Origin of the sequence: Petrotoga mexicana DSM 14811, from assembly GCF_002895565.1 — a bacterium.
Taxonomy (GTDB): domain Bacteria; phylum Thermotogota; class Thermotogae; order Petrotogales; family Petrotogaceae; genus Petrotoga; species Petrotoga mexicana.
Genome location: NZ_AZRN01000016.1, coordinates 1 through 19642 on the forward strand (window position 1 = coordinate 1; position 19642 = coordinate 19642).

Annotated in this window: 17 protein-coding genes, 1 tRNA gene and 2 pseudogenes; 15 read left to right on the forward strand and 5 right to left on the reverse strand. The window is 34.7% G+C overall.

Features of this window, described 5'->3' with window-relative positions; all coding sequences use genetic code 11:
• Positions 1-213 precede the first annotated feature (213 nt).
• From X927_RS04970 to rplT, 4 genes are all read left to right on the forward strand, one after another.
• Positions 214-289, forward strand: a tRNA-Lys gene (locus X927_RS04970).
• Between the two features lie 197 nt (positions 290-486).
• Positions 487-1014, forward strand: a complete 528-nt coding sequence (infC, locus tag X927_RS04975) for a translation initiation factor IF-3 (protein ID WP_103077001.1) — start codon at positions 487-489, stop codon at positions 1012-1014.
• Positions 1015-1054: 40 nt separating this feature from the next.
• Entirely contained in the window at positions 1055-1252 is a 198-nt protein-coding gene (locus X927_RS04980; RefSeq protein ID WP_211287819.1) for a large ribosomal subunit protein bL35, read from the forward strand.
• Positions 1253-1291: 39 nt separating this feature from the next.
• Positions 1292-1657 carry a 50S ribosomal protein L20 gene (gene rplT / locus X927_RS04985; RefSeq protein WP_103077003.1) on the forward strand — a complete coding sequence of 122 codons (366 nt, stop codon included), beginning with the start codon at positions 1292-1294 and terminating at the stop codon, positions 1655-1657.
• A 181-nt stretch (positions 1658-1838) separates the two neighbouring features.
• Here rplT and X927_RS10465 read toward each other — a convergent pair.
• Positions 1839-2180: pseudogene (locus X927_RS10465) on the reverse strand (methyl-accepting chemotaxis protein); the annotation flags it as partial.
• An 872-nt stretch (positions 2181-3052) separates the two neighbouring features.
• On the opposite strand from X927_RS10465, the gene cysC reads away from it, so the two are divergent.
• The 6 genes from cysC (at position 3053) to X927_RS05020 (ending at position 9769) form a co-directional block, all read left to right on the forward strand.
• Entirely contained in the window at positions 3053-3658 is a 606-nt protein-coding gene (cysC, locus tag X927_RS04995) for an adenylyl-sulfate kinase (RefSeq protein ID WP_103077004.1), read from the forward strand.
• 73 nt (positions 3659-3731) lie between these two features.
• Positions 3732-4886 carry a sulfate adenylyltransferase gene (gene sat / locus X927_RS05000; RefSeq protein WP_103077005.1) on the forward strand — a complete coding sequence of 385 codons (1155 nt, stop codon included), beginning with the start codon at positions 3732-3734 and terminating at the stop codon, positions 4884-4886.
• Positions 4887-4955: 69 nt separating this feature from the next.
• A complete protein-coding gene (locus X927_RS05005; protein ID WP_103077006.1) occupies positions 4956-6686 on the forward strand; it encodes an ABC-ATPase domain-containing protein in 1731 nt (576 codons plus the stop codon).
• A gap of 355 nt (positions 6687-7041) precedes the next feature.
• Positions 7042-7311, forward strand: a complete 270-nt coding sequence (locus X927_RS05010) for a metal-sensing transcriptional repressor (RefSeq protein ID WP_103077007.1) — start codon at positions 7042-7044, stop codon at positions 7309-7311.
• A 17-nt stretch (positions 7312-7328) separates the two neighbouring features.
• Positions 7329-9548: a heavy metal translocating P-type ATPase gene (locus X927_RS05015; RefSeq protein WP_103077008.1), complete on the forward strand. Its 2220-nt coding sequence runs from the start codon at positions 7329-7331 to the stop codon at positions 9546-9548.
• A gap of 11 nt (positions 9549-9559) precedes the next feature.
• Positions 9560-9769: a heavy-metal-associated domain-containing protein gene (locus tag X927_RS05020; protein WP_103077009.1), complete on the forward strand. Its 210-nt coding sequence runs from the start codon at positions 9560-9562 to the stop codon at positions 9767-9769.
• An 84-nt stretch (positions 9770-9853) separates the two neighbouring features.
• Here X927_RS05020 and X927_RS05025 read toward each other — a convergent pair whose 3' ends face one another.
• The 3 genes from X927_RS05025 to X927_RS05035 form a co-directional block, all read right to left on the reverse strand.
• A complete protein-coding gene (locus tag X927_RS05025) occupies positions 9854-10693 on the reverse strand; it encodes a carbohydrate ABC transporter permease (protein ID WP_103077010.1) in 840 nt (279 codons plus the stop codon).
• A 16-nt stretch (positions 10694-10709) separates the two neighbouring features.
• The gene (locus X927_RS05030) at positions 10710-11582 is read right to left on the reverse strand and encodes a carbohydrate ABC transporter permease (RefSeq protein WP_103077011.1); all 873 of its coding nucleotides are present in this window, start codon (positions 11580-11582) and stop codon (positions 10710-10712) included.
• A 96-nt stretch (positions 11583-11678) separates the two neighbouring features.
• Positions 11679-12992, reverse strand: coding sequence for an ABC transporter substrate-binding protein (locus tag X927_RS05035; protein WP_103077012.1), 1314 nt, complete (start codon positions 12990-12992; stop codon positions 11679-11681).
• 320 nt (positions 12993-13312) lie between these two features.
• On the opposite strand from X927_RS05035, the gene X927_RS05040 reads away from it, so the two are divergent.
• The 5 genes from X927_RS05040 to X927_RS05060 all read left to right on the forward strand — a co-directional run bounded on the left by X927_RS05040 (position 13313) and on the right by X927_RS05060 (position 18979).
• On the forward strand, positions 13313-14452 hold the full coding sequence (locus tag X927_RS05040; protein ID WP_103077013.1) for an ROK family transcriptional regulator: 1140 nt from the start codon (positions 13313-13315) through the stop codon (positions 14450-14452).
• Between the two features lie 533 nt (positions 14453-14985).
• Positions 14986-16245: an ABC transporter substrate-binding protein gene (locus X927_RS05045; RefSeq protein ID WP_103077014.1), complete on the forward strand. Its 1260-nt coding sequence runs from the start codon at positions 14986-14988 to the stop codon at positions 16243-16245.
• 94 nt (positions 16246-16339) lie between these two features.
• A complete protein-coding gene (locus X927_RS05050; protein WP_103077015.1) occupies positions 16340-17233 on the forward strand; it encodes a carbohydrate ABC transporter permease in 894 nt (297 codons plus the stop codon).
• Positions 17230-18069 carry a carbohydrate ABC transporter permease gene (locus X927_RS05055; protein ID WP_103077016.1) on the forward strand — a complete coding sequence of 280 codons (840 nt, stop codon included), beginning with the start codon at positions 17230-17232 and terminating at the stop codon, positions 18067-18069. The genes X927_RS05050 and X927_RS05055 overlap by 4 nt, the downstream gene beginning before the upstream one ends.
• Before the next feature lie 49 nt (positions 18070-18118).
• Entirely contained in the window at positions 18119-18979 is an 861-nt protein-coding gene (locus tag X927_RS05060; protein ID WP_103077017.1) for a ketose-bisphosphate aldolase, read from the forward strand.
• A gap of 391 nt (positions 18980-19370) precedes the next feature.
• Here X927_RS05060 and X927_RS10165 read toward each other — a convergent pair.
• A pseudogene (locus X927_RS10165) lies at positions 19371-19642 on the reverse strand (hypothetical protein); the annotation flags it as partial.

Genomic DNA, 19642 nt, shown 5'->3' on the forward strand with positions numbered 1-19642 from the left:
TGCCAGAAAGATTCATAAAACTACCAAATTTCATCACAGAAGGAACAACATATTGTAAACAGTTATCCTTTCTGAGCTGAAATTACTCAACAAAAAATCTCTGTAATACCTTTTTCATCATATCTTCAGTCTATTCTATCAACCATATTTGACAAGGAGCCGATCGCTTCTTGACAAACAAATAGAGTTAAGGTATAATTAAGAAGTGGTATAGGGCCATTAGCTCAGCTGGTAGAGCGACTGACTCTTAATCAGTAGGTCGTGGGTTCGATCCCCGCATGGCCCACCAGAATTTAATATTAGACAATAAATAAAGAGGAAGTCACCCACAGTTAACTTCCCACCCCGGGGAGTAATTAAAAACCGTCAGGGGTACGAATTTTGAAAAAAATAGCTCTTGTTTGAAAAAAGAGATTTTTTTCTATTTAGGAAATAATGGGTGACAAATGTGTCACCCATTTTTTATCAATTAAATAAGGAAGGTGATTGTATATAAGCGATAAAGTCGCTAAAAATAACGAAATCAGAGCCAGAAAAGTACTGTTAATAGATCAAGATGGAAACAAACTCGGAGAGATGTCAACAAAAGAAGCGTTAAAATTAGCTCAACAATCGGGAGTAGATCTAGTCTTAGTAGCCCCTCAAGCCAAACCTCCCGTTGCTAGAATGATGGATTATGGTAAATATATCTACGAGAAAGAGAAGAAGGAAAAATTAGCGAAGAAAAAACAAAAAAAACAAGTTGTTAAAGAGATGAAATTCAGACTCAGAATCGATGAACATGATTTCAACACCAAATTGAAAAAGATAAGGGAATTTTTAGAAGACGGTCATAAAGTAAGAGTAGTAATTATGTTTTTAGGTAGAGATATACTTTTCAAAGAGAAAGGTAAGGAAATACTTGACAAAGTGGTATCTAAGACATCCGATATAGCAAAGGTTTCCCGAGGGGCGAAATTATTGGGTAAAGATATGGATATTATCTTAGAACCAATCAATGAGGACAAAAAATAAATAATAGTAATCTATATCCTAAAAATCAGGAGGAATCAAGATGCCTAAATTAAAAACAAAAGGTTCAGCAAAAAAAAGGTTTAAAGTCACTAAAACTGGAAAAATTCTCCGACATAGAAACAACGTGGGGCATAATACAGGCTTCAAGAAAAGCAGTCATATGAGAAGACTTAAAAGAGAGGTTGAAGTACCTAAGGAAATTGTGGATAAAGTTAAGAAATCACTTGGATTAAAATGATGATTTGAATTTAACTTAAGATAAAGGAGTGTATAAAATATGAGAATTAAACGATCCGTTGCTTCTCGCAAAAAAAGAAAAAAATATTTGAAAGCAGCCAAAGGATACACAGGAGCGTTGAGTAGACGTTATTCATTGGCAAAACAACAGTATTATAAATCCGGGAAATATTCTTATACAGGTAGAAAAAACAAAAAAAGAGATTACAGAAAACTCTGGATAACACGAATCAATGCTGCTGCAAGATCACAAGGATTGAAGTATAACGAGTTAATTCATGGTTTGAAATTGGCCAACGTCGACATAAATAGAAAAATGCTTTCCGAACTTGCTGTAAACGATCCAGATGGATTCAATGAATACGTGAATATTGCTAAACAATCTCTAGCTGAAAGCGTACAATAACTACAAAAAGGGCGAAGCCACTCGCCCTTCTTTTTTTATCCACAACCAGTTTTACTTTCCTTTTTAGCCTATCTTCAATTAGTTCAAGAAAATCAAGACTTACCTTCTTGCTACCTATGATTCCTTATAATCGCGCCATTAAAAATATAACAAAGGTCAACTTAGAGCTAGATATCCACCATTACTTTGAACGGACTTCACTCAAGCTGGCCAACCTATTGGCCAGTTGAGAGAGATCTGCTGCCACTCGGCTGAGCCGCTCCGTATCGGCAGCTACCTCCTGTGTGGTAGCGGACTGCTGCTCAATTACTCCGTCAGTTTTTCTTATTCCTTCCACAATTTCCTCCACGGAAACCTCAATATTATGCAAAATTTGCCCAATTTGATCCGCAGATAGACTGGAATTCTCCGCTAGTTTTCTCACCTCTTGAGCGACCACAGTGAATCCTCGTCCATGTTCACCAGCCCGGGCCGCCTCAATCGCGGCGTTCAGCCCCAACAATTTAGTTTGATCTGCCACCATCCGGATAAATCGGAGAATCTTATCCGTTTCTTCTAGGTGTTCCCGTGCCCGACTAGTTGCTACATCTAACATTTTACTTTGCTTGGTAATATCTTCTGCTCCGGACGCCATAACTTGGGTAGCTGCAGACAATTGTTCCACGGTGGTGGCTACTTCCCGGGCAGTAACTGCCAATTCCTTAGCTCCGCTCTGTAACTTCTCTAGCATGGTTTCACGTGCTTTTACCAGTTCCATCATCAATCTGGCTACACGCGCATCGACAATAATTGTTTGTGGTTGCTTATGCTCATTAAGAGCTTGCTCCACCCTGGTTTTTCCAGTGACCTCAAATATCAAATCCAGTTGAGGTACGTTCAAAAGGTCTCGGAAATCATTAAATATTGGGACACCATAAGCTTTTGCCAGGGCAATGCCCGGAGCCTCGGGATTAACTTCAGCCAACCCTACCAACCGTACATCTGGAAGACTGTATAGGGCTCGCATAATAGAAGTGCCGCCATGGCCACCTCCAACAATTCCTATAAATACCTCTGCCACTCTGTTTACCTCCTTTATTTGTTACAATTTTCACATTATCTCAACCTTCGTAACTAAAAAGCCCCTGTTAGTTTTATTGTACTATATATTTGCTTAATTATACTATATTTTTTTGAAAGACAGCGTATTCGCGCATTTGATCATATTAGGCGTCGTGAAAGAAAACGGTTAGATTATAAAAATAAATACATTCCTGCCAAAACATCATTTTAATGACAATTAATATTGATCTAATGCGTTAACTTGACTGTACCCTCTGATTGGAGTATAATCGTCTTGATAGAGTCCTTTTATTAAGATTTGTATTATAAATAAAGCTTTTGGGAGGTATAAAAGTGGAAAGAAAAAAGAGCGAAAATGTAGTATGGCATGCTGGAAAGGTAAAAAAAGAAGACAGAGAAAGATTTTTAGGGCAAAAGGGAGTAATCCTTTGGTTTACTGGGTTATCTGGATCTGGAAAATCAACTATAGCACATGAATTAGAAGAAAGATTGTTGAAAATAGGAACGTTGTCGTATGTTTTGGATGGAGACAACATTAGACACGGTTTAAATGGTGATTTAGGATTTTCCCCAGAAGATAGGGAGGAAAATATTAGAAGGATAGGAGAGGTTGCAAAGTTATTCTCTGATCTTGGGATAATTACAATGACAGCCTTCATTTCCCCATATAAAAAAGATAGGCAGAGGGTAAGAGAGTTAGTAAAAGATGGAGAATTCATAGAGATATACGTAAAATGTCCACTTGACGAATTGAAAAACCGGGACCCAAAGGGTATGTACGAAAAGGCGATAAAAGGCGAAATAAAAAATTTTACAGGGATTTCAGCTCCCTACGAAGAACCTGAGAATCCTGAGTTAATTTTGAATACCGATGTAGAAAGCATAGATGAATCGGTTGAAAAGGTTATTGAATATTTAAGAAACAAAAATATTATCTGAACAAATCGGGTGGGGAGCGGGGCAAAGGGGCGCTAAAACAGTTTTATGAATAAAACCTATGGAGGTCTAAAAAATGATTGAGCCACACGGTGGAAAATTGGTCAACAAAATAGCTACTGAAGAAGAAAAAAAAGAATGGTTAAAAAGATCGAAAGAGTTGAAAAGTATAAGTGTAACTTATTTTGATCTATCTGAGTTAGAAAACATTGCAACTGGGCTATTCAGCCCCTTAGAAGGGTTTATGACAAAAGAAGATTACGATTCTGTTTTAAACAACATGAGGTTATCTAACGGAACGGTATGGTCTATCCCAATAATTCTATCGGTAAAAAAAGAGATTGCGAACGAACTAAAAGTGGGAGAAGATGTATTGATAAAGAACCAAGAAGATTCAAAAGAGTACGCGATACTACATCTTCAAGAAAAGTACGAAAGAAGGAAAGAAGAAGAGGCACTGAAAGTTTACAAAACTCAAGATAAAGCCCACCCTGGGGTTAAGTTTTTATTCGAACAAGGAGAGATAGCATTAGGCGGGGAGATTACCTTACTCAACAGGATAGAGCATGATAACTTCCAAGAGTTCAGGCTCGATCCAAAAGATACAAGAAAGATATTCTCTGAAAAGGGATGGAAAACAATAGTAGCCTTTCAAACGAGAAATCCCATACACAGGGCACACGAGTATTTGCAGAAAACAGCGCTTGAAATCGTCGATGGTTTGTTCTTAAACCCATTGGTGGGAAAAACAAAAGCTGAAGACATTCCTTCCGATGTGAGGATGAAATCCTACGAAGTTATACTGGACAAGTATTATCCAAAAGAAAGGGTATTTTTAGGGGTGTTTCCTGTTAACATGAGATACGCTGGACCAAAAGAAGCTATCTTTCATGCTATATGTAGAAAGAACTATGGATGCACACACTTTATTGTAGGAAGAGACCATGCAGGTGTTGGAGATTACTATGGAACTTACGAAGCTCAAGAGATATTTGACCAGTTTAAACCCGAAGAGATAGGGATAGTGCCACTAAAATTTGAACATGCGTTTTATTGCACCAAGTGTGAAAATATGGCTACGGCAAAAACATGTCCACACGGAAAAGAAGACCATGTGTTCCTTAGTGGGACAAAGGTAAGGGAGATGCTTTCAAAAGGAGAAAAACCACCAAAAGAGTTCACAAGAGCAGAGGTCGCAGAAATACTAATGGAATACTATATGGGTAAATGATTTAGTTAATTTTTAGATAAAATATTGGATTGTTGAAAATATACAAGGCGTCTTTTTGGAGGTATGAAGATGCAAAGCAAGGAAGAATTAAAGAATACATTCAAAAATATTAACGGACGAGGATATAAGGCTTATAAACAGATACAGTCAAATTGGTATGATTTTGGCTATTACAAGTTAGGAATACCGTACGTACAAGGAGATCCTTTTGCCAGCCCTTCCAGTATTCTAATTAGAATAGACCAGCAAGTAACAAAATTTCCAGCCTGGTTCTGGGAAAACAAGATAAGACGAACGGCAGTGGCTGATTTTTTAACTAGATTAATTGAGCAAGCCATAAAAAAATATAGCAAAGGTCAAAGGGGATCTGGAAAAAGCGGACTGATCGCCATTGCTAAGACAGGTCAGGAAGTATTGGAAAGAACCTCTGTTGAGTTTAATAAAGATATGATAGAGGCCCGGCTTAGTTTAGGTTTACCCGCAGCTGGTCGTAGAGTACTGGGCAACGAAGCTTTCAAAATGTTTTTTGAAGAACTACCTAAAATTATTAATTCTACTCTTTATTATGACAATATTAACTCTTCATCATTGGAAAAACATGTACAAGTCGTTGAGGATCAAGAGACTTTACGAGGAAAACTAGAGGAACAGGGATTGGTGGCTTTTATTGCAAATGGTTCAATTTTACCTAGACAAAGTGGGATTGATGATCGTCCTTTAACTGGCAATAAAGTTGTACATTTTATGTCACCACCGGAATATGAAGTAACCTTTGATCTTCCACATCTAGGAAAAATTAAAGGTATGGGGGTTAAAGAGGGAATAACCCTTATTGTGGGGGGTGGATACCACGGAAAATCAACTCTACTTAACGCTTTAGAAAAGGGAGTTTATAATCACATCCCTGGTGATGGGCGGGAATATGTCGTTACCAGAGAAGATGCTGTTAAGATAAGAGCCGAAGATGGCAGAAGAATTGAAAAGGTTGATATTAGTCCCTTTATTAATAATTTACCTCAGGGTGAAACAACAACAGATTTTTGCACCGAGAATGCTAGTGGAAGTACTTCCCAGGCTGCCAATATTATAGAAGCCCTAGAGATAGGTACTAAACTATTATTAATTGATGAAGATACATGTGCTACTAATTTTATGATTAGAGATTCCCGAATGCAAAGGTTGGTTACTAAAGATAAGGAACCTATTACTCCTTTCATTGATAAAGTCAAAAGCTTATATACTGATTATAAAGTCTCTACTGTGATCGTAGTTGGAGGAGCTGGAGATTACTTTGATGTTGCAGATCATGTGATCATGATGGATGAATATAGACCTAAGGATGTAACAGATCTGGCACACAAGATTGCAATAGAGCTTCCTACCCAGCGAAAAGAGGAAAGTTCTGATAAATTTGGTCGAATTTGTCGTAGGGTTCCCGACCCTGATAGTATTAACCCTAAGCGGGGAAATAAATTAAAAGTTAAAGCCTCAAGCAAAGATGTTATTCATTTTGGTAGAAACAATATTGAATTGAGTAACCTTGAGCAGCTTTTAAATAGAGAACAGGCTAAAACAATTGGTTATATCCTTGTCTTTGCTTTACAGAAAGGAATCATAGATGGCCAGAGTTCATTGGGAGATATATTGAATAAAATCTTCAATATTTTAGAAAAAGAAGGACTTAAAATTATCTCCCCTTTTAACTACCCTGATGGTGATTACGTAAAACCAAGACCGTACGAGGTAGGGGCAGCTTTAAACAGGTTGCGAACTCTTGAAGTGAAAAGAGTAGAAATCTAATTAATAGAGGATGAAAAATGACTTAGCTGTTTTCTAGTTAAAATATTGGATTGTTGAAAAATATAAAAGGCGTCTGCATAAGGCGTCTTTTTTATTGGTTTGGATTTTTATAGTATATTTTGCGAAACAATACTTAGGTTTTTTACCAGAAACAACAATTTTTAGTACTTACTTACTTTAGAGTTACTTACTCACAAGTTAGTGACTCATGAGTAAATGATCTAATTTATATTATTTTAATAAGTTTTAAAGATTTTGTGTCCCATAAAAAGGAATAATTAATTTGACCGTAATAAAAATAGATTATAATTTTCATACCCTCCCCTGGTGGGATGGATAAAAAGGAGGCGATTTTATGAAACACGAAAAGGCTCTTAGAAAACTTAAAACAGCACGCGGACAGATTGATGCAGCCATAAAAATGATTGAAGAAGAGAGATACTGTATCGATATATCTAAGCAATTGTTAGCCACAATTTCTCTTTTAAAAAATGCTCATTCTGAAATATTGAAAAAACACATAGAAACATGTGTAAAAGATGCAACGTCTTCTAAAGATCCCGAAGAAATCAATATAAAATTAGAAGAACTTGAAGAGGTTTTCGATTATCTCAAAAAAACGTAGAAAAGGTGGTGCACTATATGAGTGAAGTCAAAGAAAAATCGTTAGAACCATCAAATTCTCAAGAAAAATTTGCCCAAAATAATAAAGTATCTTTCAGTGTTCAGGGGATGACCTGCGCTACATGTGTAAAAAATGTAGAAAGGGCACTTAAAAAATTAGATGGGGTAAAATATGTCTCTGTCAATTTAGCCACAGAAAAAGCTGTATTAATATCACAAGAAGCTATTCCAATGAATAAAATCAAAAAGGCTGTATCAGACGTTGGATACAAAGTTTCTGAAGAAATGCCTACCGAGGATTTGACAGAAAAGAGATTCAAAGAATCTCGAAAAGATATGTATATTTCATTAGGTATCACGATTCCTCTTATGATTCTTATGATCTTAAATATGAGCGGGTTGCATATTCCTTTTATGCTATTGATTGAATTAATCGGTGGTGCAGCAACAATCTTCATACCAGGTAGAAAAACTTTAAAGAGCGCTTGGATAGCTTTATCTCATCTTCATACCAATATGGATACATTAGTTTCCCTTGGAGCTATTTCCGCTTGGGCGACTACAGTTTTAGCAATTATTGGTTTAGATATCCTTTCTTTTGGAACTATTGCATCTATGCTTATTACCCTAAATCTGGTAGGTAGATACATTGAAGCAAGGATGAAACATAGTGCTTCAAGAGAAATAAAGCTTCTTCTTTCTATGAAAGTTGACAAAGCGAATGTAATTACTGATGAGGGAGTGGTTGAATTACCCATAGAGACAGTCAAAATAGGTGACTTAATACTGGTGAGGCAAGGAGAAAAAATTCCTTTAGATGGTACTATCGTAGAAGGGCAAGCTTCCATAAACGAATCTATGATAAGCGGTGAACCATTACCTGTATTAAAAGGCGAGAAGGATCCGGTAGTGAGTGGAACAATAGTCGAATCAGGTCTCTTAAAAATAAAAGTAGAAAAAGTCGGACAAGACACATTCTTAAATCAAATGATCAAACTTGTAGAGGAAGCTCAATCATCTAAAGTTCCTATTCAAGCTCTGGCCGACAGAATAACCTTGTATTTTATACCGACAGTTTTTTCTTTAGCTGTCTTAAGCGGCGTACTTTGGTTTTTCCAATATGAAACATTCCAACCTTTTTTGGTTAACTTTTCAAATATCATTCCTTGGGTCCTTACAGATGCTGGTCCGCTATCTACTGCTATTTTTTCGTTTGTTGCCACTCTTGTTATAGCGTGCCCATGTGCACTCGGCTTAGCAACACCTATGGCCCTTGTAGCCGCAAGTTCTGTATCTGCAAAAAAAGGATTGATCATAAAAAATGGAGAAGCCATCCAAACGGCTAAAGATATAGATACAATTCTCATGGACAAAACCGGAACCTTAACTAAAGGACAACCTTCAGTTATCAAACACAATTTAGATGATGAAACATTTTTAATTATTTCAGAAATAGAGAAAAATTCTACTCACCCCTTGGCTAAGGCGATAGTAGAATACGCATCTGAACATATTAAAAATCAGAACGTAGAAATTGAAGAAATAGAGGAAATAACAGGTGAAGGAATCGTTGGAACATACAAAAACAATGAATACTATATAGGTAAACCACGTGATGCAAAACCCTACCAAGAATTTATGGAAAACGCAGAGACGGTAATAGAGGTAAGTAAAAATGAAAAAATTGTTGGATACATAAGAATCGCTGATGCGATTAAAAGCGATGCCGTAGAAGCTATAAAACGATTAAAAGAAATGGGAATAGAACCCATAATGGTAACAGGTGACAACGAAAACACCGCCAGAGCAGTTGCTAAAAAGGTTGGAATTGATAAGGCATTTGCAAATATATCACCTAAAAATAAAGTAGAAATAGTCAGAAAATATCAAATAGAAGGGAAAAAGGTCGGTATGATAGGCGATGGAATAAACGATGCCGCAGCATTAAAATCATCTGATATGGGTATTGCAATAGGTAACGGGACAGATTTGGCAATAGAATCAGCAGATGTAATAATAAGTCAGGGCGAAATTTCAAAAGTTATAGATGCAATAAAGATATCAGAAATAACCTTTAAAAAAATCAAGCAAAACTTATTCTGGGCTTTCTTCTACAACATTATCGCCATACCTTTGGCAATGATTGGAATCCTTCACCCAGCAATAGCGGAAATTGCCATGTTATTTAGTTCAATAAACGTAATTTACAATTCAAGCAGAATCACAAAAAAACTTTAGGAGGTTGCATAATGAAATACGTATTTGATGTTCCAGATATGTCTTGCGAACATTGCAAGATGAATATAGAAAGGCAATTAAAGTCTTCGGGCATTGTGCAAAATTTCAACGTTGATTTAGAAAACAAAAAAGTAGAAGTTGAAACATTACAAGAACCAGAAAAAATAGAAAACTTATTGGATGAAATAGGTTATCCCCCAAAATTGGTAAGCCCGGAATAATTTATCAAAAAACAGGAGCCCCTGTGGCTCCTGCTTATATTTATATCATTTACATTATTAAAAATAAAAATGGCTTTACTCCATTTATTCCTTAAGCCCACTATTTACCAAACTTTTTACAAACAAATCTTGAAGCAGAAAAAATATAATAAGGGTAGGTAACGCAACCAACAACGTCCCTGCCATTATTACTCCCCAATTGTTACTAGTCTCTCCCGAGATCAACATCTTTACACCAACCTGTACCGTCCTCATGTTATCTTGCATGGTAACTATCAAAGGCCAAAGATACATATTCCATGCATAAACAAAGTTAATAATAGCCGCTCCAGCGATTATTGGTCCAGACAAGGGTATAAGCACCTTAAAAAAGTATTGCATAGCTGAAGCACCATCTATTTTTGCTGCATCCTCTAAAGAACGAGGAATAGTCATAAAATGTTGCCTAAATAGGAAGGTGTTGGTTGCAGAGGCGGTAAAAGGTATTATCAGCGCCCAATAGGTATTAACCCAACCGAGATTTGACATCAGCATAAACAAAGGTAAAATCATAACAGTTTCGGCAGGCAAAAATAAAGTTACAAAGAGGGTGGAAAATAATATGTTCTTTCCTTTAAATCGAAAAGAAGAAAAGGCATAAGCAGCGAATGTTCCTGTTATTAACTTTCCTAATGTTGTAAATGAAGCCACAAGCAACGAATTGAACAACATTCTGCCCATTGGAACAAGTTCTATAGCTGTGATGTAATTTTTAAAATTGATACTTGAAGGAAAAAACTTAGGTGGATAAGAGAAAACCTCCGTAGGTTCCATAAAACTCATAGAAATTGCCAGTATAAAAGGTAAGAACATGAAAAAAGACACAATTATTAACCCTAACTCTACAAAAACATAATTAACTTTTTCTCTAGTCGATTTTCTCATTATTGCTTGACTCCCTTCATTGATAATGAACCCTTTTCTCACCAAATCTAAAATAAAGAAAGGTGATAAATGACATAATAATAAATAGAACAACACTTTCAGCAGCTGCTAAACTCGTTTTTTGGAAAAAGAACGCATCTTGATATAGTTTGTAAATTAAAGTTGTTGTGCTTCCTAAAGGTCCTCCTCTTGTCATAATGTCAATGATCCCAAACGACTCAAACATTCCATTGGTAATGTTCATAATAACTAAGTAAAATGTAATGGGAGAAAGTATAGGAAATTTTATTTTCCACATCCTTTGCCATACGTTTGCCCCATCAATTAAAGAACTCTCTATTATTGATTCCGATATGGACTGTAATCCTGCAAGATAGAAAATAATTGAAAAAGGCAGCATCTTCCAAACACTGGCAACTATAATTGAAATTAAGGCATATGGCACTTGATTTAACCAATTAATACTTTCTCCTGTAATTCTTGACAAAATATAATTCACATGTCCTGCAACCGGGTTCAACATGAAGGTCCACAACGCACCTCCGATAGTAAAGGAAATAACATAAGGAACAAAAATTAAAGTTCTATAAATTTTTACCCCAAAGACCTTATTATCTAGTAATTGTGCAATAAGGTAACCTAAAATAATGACTATTATTACTGTTGTAACTATATATATGAATGTAACCCTTAAAGCTTCCCAATATGCCTCATTTTCAAAAAGTTTAATGTAGTTGTCAAAACCCGCAAATATCCTCTTATCGCCAAAAGGTGATATTTTGTAAAAACTCATTAGAAAAGAGTTAATTGCTGGCCAATATATAAAAAGGGCAATAATTATTAGTGTAGGTGCAAGCAAAAGATAAGGTGTGTATTTTCCCCACTTCATATTTTATTTCCTCCTAAAAATCCAAGGAAGAAAAAGTCTTCCTTGGATTAATAACATTTGAAATTATAGAATTATCTTAGAGATGTGATTGATAGATTACTGATAGAATTCGTTATATTCTTGGATTAATTCTGTCACTTGGCTTTCAGCCCAACTCAATGCCTCTTCAGGTGTCATTTGTGCATCAACCATTCTTTCATACGCTATTTCTATAGTTTCTCGGGTTTCAGGGAAGACGCCAATAACTGCTCCAGCTGAGTTGAAATCTCTTTTAGCTAACAATAGTTGCAATAAGGAAGTGAAGTAATTTGGGTTCTCAGCATAAAATTCTTCATAGTGCAACCTCTGAATGGCATCTTTTCTTACTGGAAAATATCCTGTACCTTGGTGCCATCTAATTTGTTGATCTTCACGATTGACAAACTTCAAAAATTCCCAGGCAGCTTTGGTTTCTTCGTCCGGATGGCCATCTATCAACCATAAGCTCGCTCCTCCAATAACTGGTCCTCCACTGACACTTATATCTGGAACAGGCAAAAAGGCTGTTCCTAACTCGTAGCCATTGCTTTCTAACCCTTCTTGAAAAATCTTTACATCAGATGTTGAAAAGAAATTCATAGCTGCTCTGCCTGAGACGAAATTCTGTCCAGCTGCATCCCAATCTTCCCTAGTAGTGTTCAGAATTAGACCTTCTTTGTTCAATTGATCAAACAGTTCAAATATTTTTAAACCTGATTCACTATCGAAGACAGCCTCTGTTGCTCTGGCGGTTCTTCCGTTATCGTTGTTAACAAGTGGTGCATCAGCGGCAGCCATAAGTTGTTCAATTATCCACGAATGGGTAGGCCACGTTAATCCGTATTGAACAGTAGTTCCACTTGAGTCTTTCTTTGTTAAAATTCTAGAGTATTCTAACAGCTCTTCGTAGGTTTGAGGAGGTCTATTTGGATCTAAGCCAGCTTCTTCAAATAGTGTTTTGTTGTAGTACAACAAAGCAGTAGATGAATTGAAAGGCATTGAGTACAACTTTCCGTCAACTTTGTAGTAATTTAATATAGGTTCCAACAAAACCCCTACATCATAAGAATCATCTTGATCAAGTAAATCTTGGACAGGAACGATGACACCACTGTCTATCATAAGTCTTGTACCTATTTCGTAAATCTGAACTATGTGTGGTGCGTTCCCAGATTGTACCGCTGCAATAAGCTTATTCAGTGTTTCAGGATAACTTCCTGAATATTGTGCATTTACATTTATATCCGGATAAGCCTCTTCAAAATCACTCACAATATCTTCGATCAAAGCTATCCTGTCTCCACTCATCGCATGCCAAAACTCTATGGTTACAGGAAAAGACAAAACGCTTAACAAAGAAACCATAAATACAAACATAACCAACCTTTTCACAAAACTCACCTCCAATAGATTTTTGAAACTATTCAAACAATTTACTAAACAAGTTTTAATACGTTAATAATACTTTATTTTTATTTGTGAAATATAAGGAAATATAAAGTTTTATTAATATATCTCCTAATAAATAAATTTTATAAATTAAATATGAAAAATTAAGATTTTTGTATCTAATCGCTATTATTTGTTTTTAATTGCCTCTAATTCCGTATAATTTGCTTTTATCAAACTTGACTTTTGATGAAAGTAGATATAAAATATAATTAATAAAGACTCTATACTTATTAACCAAAGTTTTAGGAGATGAAACCTTTTTGAAATCACCCAATGAAATGGTACGCATTAACAATTCTATAAAAGTTTTGGATCTACTAATCAATAAAGAAATGTCCAGAGTGGACATTGCCGAGGAAACTGGATTAACAAAAACCACTATTGGAGATATAGTAAAGAATTTTTTAAATATAGGCTTCATTGAAGAGGTAAAAGTTTCTCCCAATGGAGTAGGAAGACCATCAATAAATTTGAAAATAGTTAAAGATTTTGCACACGTTATTGGGGTTGGAATACTAAGAGATAGCGTGAATGGTTGTTTAATTGACTCAAGTGGAAAAGTCCTTTACAATGTTGATTATCCGTATATAGAGGGAAATCCACAAATAAACACAGTTTACAAAGTGATAGATGAGTTGATGAGGAAAGCGAAACTTACAAATAGAGAGGTTAAAGTAATATCTTTTGGGGTTCCAGGTCCTTTAGATACAGAAAAAGGAATAATCAAAGAACCACCAAAATTACCAGAATTTGCTAATTTCCCTTTAATAAAAAAGATAAAAGAAAAATATAACGTATTTGCTTACTTAGGGAATGATGCTGATATGGGTGCAATTGGAGAAAAGTATTATGGAAAAGGGAAAGATTTAGATTCTTTCATTTATATCCTTTACGATAAAGGAATAGGCGCGGGAATAATAATCGATAACCATCTTTATCACGGAGTCAATGGATATGCCGGTGAAATAGGTCATACTCTTTTGTTTAAAAACGAGGAATTAAAATATTTCGAAGATGAATATGGGATAGACCGAGTTATAGAAAGTATTGGCGAAACAATTTCAAAACCCATAAAAAATATCCAAGAAATTGAAGTTTTATCAGATCAAGAAAAGGAATCAATAGAACGATTCACAGAGGAACTTTCAAGATATTTCGCATCAATTCTCCTTTCTCTTATACATTACTTTGGAATTTCTAACATCTTTATAGACGGAAGAATGAAGTATTTAGGAGATGAATTTTTCAATCAGTTATTGAACTTCATAAATAAACACATGTTTCACAAACATAGCATAAATATTTCTTTTTCAGACTTGGATGAATATGTCATTTCTCGAGGAGCTGCTAAATTTGGGTTGATAAAATATCTAAAAGATGAAGTTATACGGAGTTCTTAAAATAGAGTTTTAATTTTAATTAGAGTTATGTTTATAAGTTTTACACAGTAACTATTTGAAATAGAAAAGAACTATAAATAACGAAAAGCAAAATTAGTTAAAGGAAGAAGAACTAAAATATTGGAGAATTATCCTAAATGCTCTTTGAAAATTGAAATAGTTTTGAAAAAAGCTAAACCAAGATAGAAGATTTTTTCGAAAAAGGTTGACTCAAGAAGTGTTCATTTCTTGTATGCCCTTTTGAATAGAAGAGAATCCAATTAACTCTTTTTAGAAGAACTTTTAAGAATTTTGAAAGCGGTTGAATTTGCTACCAAATGGGTAACTGTAAGCATCGTTTGAATCGCAAGCGGTAACAAATAAATTATTCAGTGAGGAGGTTAATTTAATATGGAAGGTATTTAAAGTGGATTACAATGCGTATTTTAGAGTTTCTAAATATCCTATGAAATAAGTACAAGGAGGTGACAATTAAGTAACGAGGTTAGGATTAAAATCATTACCAAATTTTAAAAAAAAGAGGAGTGAAATTCATGTTGGGTAAAAGAAGGTTTCTAGTATTATTGTTGATGTCCATTGTAATTTTTGGGATTTCAGTAATTAGTTTAAGTGAGGAAATAACTTTGGAATTTCAACAGTGGTGGGAACCAGAACTTCCTGAAGGAGTATTGCGTGAAATTTGTGATGAGTTTACCGCCAAAACAGGCATCAATGTTGAATTGATAAGTAACCCATATGCAGACACTAAAGTACAGATAGCTGCGGGGGCTGCTACTGGTATGATGCCAGATGTCGTAGGTCTTGACGGCTCTTGGGTATATGATTTTGCTAAACAGGGAGCAATTGCAAATCTGAGTGAATTGATGGTCTCTTCAGGTTATGATGATAGTCAGTTGTCTTTACAAGTTCAAGTAGAAGGGAATACCTACATGATTGCGGTTGTAAATTTTGCCTATCCCATGTATGTTAACAAAGATATATTAAAAAATGCGGGTATCGTAGAATTTCCTACTACCTGGAGCGAGTTTAAAAGTGTAGCTCAAAAAGTTACAGATCCTACAAGTAATATTTATGCTTACGCACTTCCTTTGTCCAGTGCTTTACCAAACGGGATTCAGAATCAATTTATGAGTTGGTTGTGGGCTTCGGGTGGAAAGATGTTGGAAGATGGAAAACCCAATTTAATCGGTAATGAAAAATTAATACAAGGTATTGAACTTATGAAATGGCTGTTTGAAGAGGAATTAGTTACACCTGGGACTTATACAATGAGGGAACCAGATATGGTAGAAGAGTTTGTAAATGGCAGAGTAGCATTTATGATTTCCTCTTTAGCTCATCTTACGCTGATAAAAGAAGGTGCCCCCAATATGGATGTTGCAATAACTAGTATACCCAAGATGGACGGATATACTGGAAAGAGTGGAATATGTGTAGCAAATTGGGGAATTGGTATTGCCTCTAATTCAAAGCACAAAGAAGAAGCCTGGCGTTTTATTGAATATTTAATGAGCCCAGAAGTAAATGCCAAACTGGCAGTTTATGCAAATGGTTTCCCTGGAAATACTGCTTCAGAGCCAGACTATTCTAAAAAAGATAAGCTATTTGTAGATGCATATGAAATTTATCAAGAAAGTTATGCTATTAATGAGTTTATAGGCCTTCCCAGATCCGAAGATTTAATGAGGATCTTTTTGGAAAATTTTGTATTGTATTTGGAAGGAGAATTTGACTCTGCTGAAACTATGCTGGAGGAGATTCAAAAAGAATGGTTGAGAATTTTTGGAGATTGAATTTTTAATAGCCAGTGTAAATTAAGAGAGTGCACACAAGTATCTGGCGCACTCTCTTCCCTAAAAAAAATAATGAAGAAGGGATGCTGATCTAATGAAATTACCCTTAAATCTAAAAAAGAAAATGGAACCTTTTTTTTATTTATCTCCTGCCTTAATTGTCATGATTATATTAATAGCAGTTCCAATTACTATGGTGATACTATTTTCTTTTTTTGATAATGTAATAATTAATAAAAATCCAACTTTTGTAGGGTTGGCTAATTATTATGACGTTTTGACTGATCCAATCTTTTTTACAGCTCTAAAAAATACTACTTTTTTTGTTGGAATTAGTGTATTGGCTCATCTAATTCTGGGAATCATGTTTGCTTTACTTTTAAATAGTAAATATATAGGGAAAAAAACGAAAGCTCTTTTTAGAATTATTTTCATCTTACCATGGCTTTTTACTGAAGCGATTATTGCAATTCTATGGAGATTATTGTTAAATCCTAATGGTATAGTTAATTATTTATTACAAATTTTTAATTTTTTAGGCACATCCATTGACTGGTTAGGCTCAATAGATTTAGCCTTAGTTTCAGTTACCATTATTAATATTTGGTCTGGTTATCCTTTTTATATGATTAGTCTCCTAGCAGGGCTCCAAGGAATTCCTCAAGAGTTATATGAAGCTTCCTCTATAGACGGAGCAAATGCAATGAACCAATTCTTTTATATTACAATTCCTCAATTAAAACCAATTTTGCTAAGTTTAATAACATTAGATTTGGTTTGGACTATACAACAATTCACGTTAATTTGGATGACAACTGGTGGGGGACCTCTTCACGCAAGCGAAACATTAAGTACTTATATTTATAAGCAAGCTTTTAGTAGCTTTCAGTATTCGAAAGCGGCAACTACTTCCGTGATTGTTTTATTGATTTGCATTGTTTTAGCAATATTTTATGCCAAACAGCAGAAAGGGGAAGGCTTAAAATGAATAAGAAGAAAAAAACTCAACGAATTAAAATCCTGACAATTGTTTTACTAACTGGAGGAAGTTTATGGCCAGCGTTTCCAGTTTTTTGGATGGTTCTAAATTCATTTAAACCTAATAATGAGATTTTTGCTTGGCCTCCTATTTGGATTTCAGAGAACTTTTCTTTGGAAAGCTATTTTTCAATTTTTACAAGCCCAGAAAAATTACGCTATTTTTTAAACAGTTATTTTATTTGCGGTGTTGTGGTACTTTTAACCTTATTTATCAGTATCTTAGCTTCATATGCTTTTAGCAGATTCGACTTCCCCGGAAAAAAAATTATTAATGTTATGATTATTAGTATGCAGGCAATTCCGCCTATTACTTTGCTGATTCCCTATCTTAGTTTAATAGTTACATTAAGACTATACAACACTTATGGTGCTTTAATTTTAACCTATTTACTATTCACACTACCCTATGCAATACTAATAATGACTGGATATATGAATACTTTACCCAAAGAACTAGACGAGGCAGTAAGAATAGATGGAGGGACTCGACTTAATGCTTTGTGGAAGGTGCTAGTTCCTTCAGCAGTTCCAGGATTGATATCAGTTGGAATGTATACTTTTTTACGTGCATGGAACGAATATCTATTTGCCTTAACATTAACGAAAACTAGAGAGATGCGAACTGTTCCAGTTGGAATTAGTTTATTAATGGGACAGCATGCTTATAACTGGAGTGAAATGTTGGCTATGAGTGTTCTTGGATCCTTACCCGTTGTTATCTTATTTCTTATTTTTCAAAAATATTTTATCAGTGGAATGACTGCGGGAGCCGTAAAGAGCTAATAATTTAAATAAAAATTAAAATCCAAAATAAAGGAAGGAGTGTTATTATTTGTTAATGAATTTAAAAGAATTGTTAGAGGTTGCAAATAAGAAGTATTTTGCAGTTCCAGCTTTTAATATTAGTGATTATTCAATGTTTAATGGGATATTTGAAGCAGTAGAAGAAAAACAATCGCCGGTTATTATAGCAATTCATCCCAATGAATTGGCTCATATAGGTGTAGAAATGACCACATCAATAATTCAAAAGATTAATAAAAGTAGAATACCAGCTAGTATTCATTTAGACCATGGTTCCTCTTTAAAAGAAATTGTAACTGCCATTCAAAGTGGTTTTACTTCTGTTATGATTGATGGATCTAATTTGCCAATTGAGGAGAATATTGATCTTACCAAAAAAGTGGTTGAAATTGCACACTATGTAAATATTTCTGTAGAAGGAGAACTAGGTACAATTGGCTCTACTGATACAGAATCAGAAACAAAAATTAATGAGATAATTTATACTAATCCAGATGATGCAGTTTATTTTGTTAAAAAAACTGGTATTGATGCCTTGGCAATTGCAATTGGAACTTCCCATGGTCTTTATCCTAAAGACATGAAACCTAAACTAAAATTAGAAATACTAAAAAAAATTAAGAAAAATTTACCTATTCCTCTTGTTCTTCACGGAGGTTCTAATAATCCAGATAGTGAAATTAGTGAAGCGGTAAGACTAGGAATAAATAAAATCAATATCTCTAGTGACATTAAAAAAGCTTATTTTGATAAAATGCGTGAAATTCTTAAAGATCAAAATCTTAGAGAGCCAAACGTTATTCAACCTCTTTGTATTGAATCGATGAAGAAAGTTGCAATTCAAAAAATCGAACTTTTCCAAGCTGCAGGTAAAGCAAAATTTTATTAAAGGTTCTTATTAGGAATTACCTAAGTAAAAGATCTAGAATAGTATGTAATAACTTATTTGTGAAGGATTTGCTATATGGATAAGAGCAAATAATCTAGGGAAAGCACAAGCAACCTCACAAACATAGATATAGAGAAGAAGTTTTATACGTAATCATAAAGGTTGACGAATAGGGATATAGAGAAATTATAAATTTTTAGGATGGAAGAAAAGAAAGTTTGTTTGATTGGTTGAAAGTTGCACTTCTAGACATAAGAACTCTTAGGGATTATTTCAGAGTTAATTTTTATTAATAATCTACTATCTTCTTAGTAGCTGAAACTCCAAGAAATTGTATTTTGGGAAAAATTAAAAAATAGATAAGAGACCCAAATCCTATTCATGTTCAGACTCAGACGAGAAAAAGTAACCAGAAGCTGTGTACTGAGGAGATAACAGGACCGATACCGTTGACAAAGATGAGTGATTGATATTGGCTGGGATTAAGCCCTTTTACCGTTTTTTCAATAGCCTTATCAACGGTTTCTATTTCCTTTTCCAAGGCTTTTATTACGTTTAAAGAAGAAGAGATAGCGATATTCAAAGGTTCATAAGCCATTTTATCCAATCTGTACGAATTCTTGGCTGCTTGTTTAAGAAGTATTGCAACCTTTACGGGATCTT

What these genes read in the sequence shown, in the direction of transcription:
- X927_RS04980 (WP_211287819.1), top strand. Translation starts at nt 1,055, where the DNA reads ATGCCTAAATTAAAAACAAAAGGTTCAGCAAAAAAAAGGTTTAAAGTC.
- rplT (WP_103077003.1), top strand. Translation starts at nt 1,292, where the DNA reads ATGAGAATTAAACGATCCGTTGCTTCTCGCAAAAAAAGAAAAAAATAT.
- sat (WP_103077005.1), top strand. Translation starts at nt 3,732, where the DNA reads ATGATTGAGCCACACGGTGGAAAATTGGTCAACAAAATAGCTACTGAA.
- X927_RS05005 (WP_103077006.1), top strand. Translation starts at nt 4,956, where the DNA reads ATGCAAAGCAAGGAAGAATTAAAGAATACATTCAAAAATATTAACGGA.
- X927_RS05010 (WP_103077007.1), top strand. Translation starts at nt 7,042, where the DNA reads ATGAAACACGAAAAGGCTCTTAGAAAACTTAAAACAGCACGCGGACAG.
- X927_RS05015 (WP_103077008.1), top strand. Translation starts at nt 7,329, where the DNA reads ATGAGTGAAGTCAAAGAAAAATCGTTAGAACCATCAAATTCTCAAGAA.
- X927_RS05020 (WP_103077009.1), top strand. Translation starts at nt 9,560, where the DNA reads ATGAAATACGTATTTGATGTTCCAGATATGTCTTGCGAACATTGCAAG.
- X927_RS05025 (WP_103077010.1), bottom strand. Translation starts at nt 10,693, where the DNA reads ATGAGAAAATCGACTAGAGAAAAAGTTAATTATGTTTTTGTAGAGTTA.
- X927_RS05030 (WP_103077011.1), bottom strand. Translation starts at nt 11,582, where the DNA reads ATGAAGTGGGGAAAATACACACCTTATCTTTTGCTTGCACCTACACTA.
- X927_RS05045 (WP_103077014.1), top strand. Translation starts at nt 14,986, where the DNA reads ATGTTGGGTAAAAGAAGGTTTCTAGTATTATTGTTGATGTCCATTGTA.
- X927_RS05050 (WP_103077015.1), top strand. Translation starts at nt 16,340, where the DNA reads ATGAAATTACCCTTAAATCTAAAAAAGAAAATGGAACCTTTTTTTTAT.
- X927_RS05055 (WP_103077016.1), top strand. Translation starts at nt 17,230, where the DNA reads ATGAATAAGAAGAAAAAAACTCAACGAATTAAAATCCTGACAATTGTT.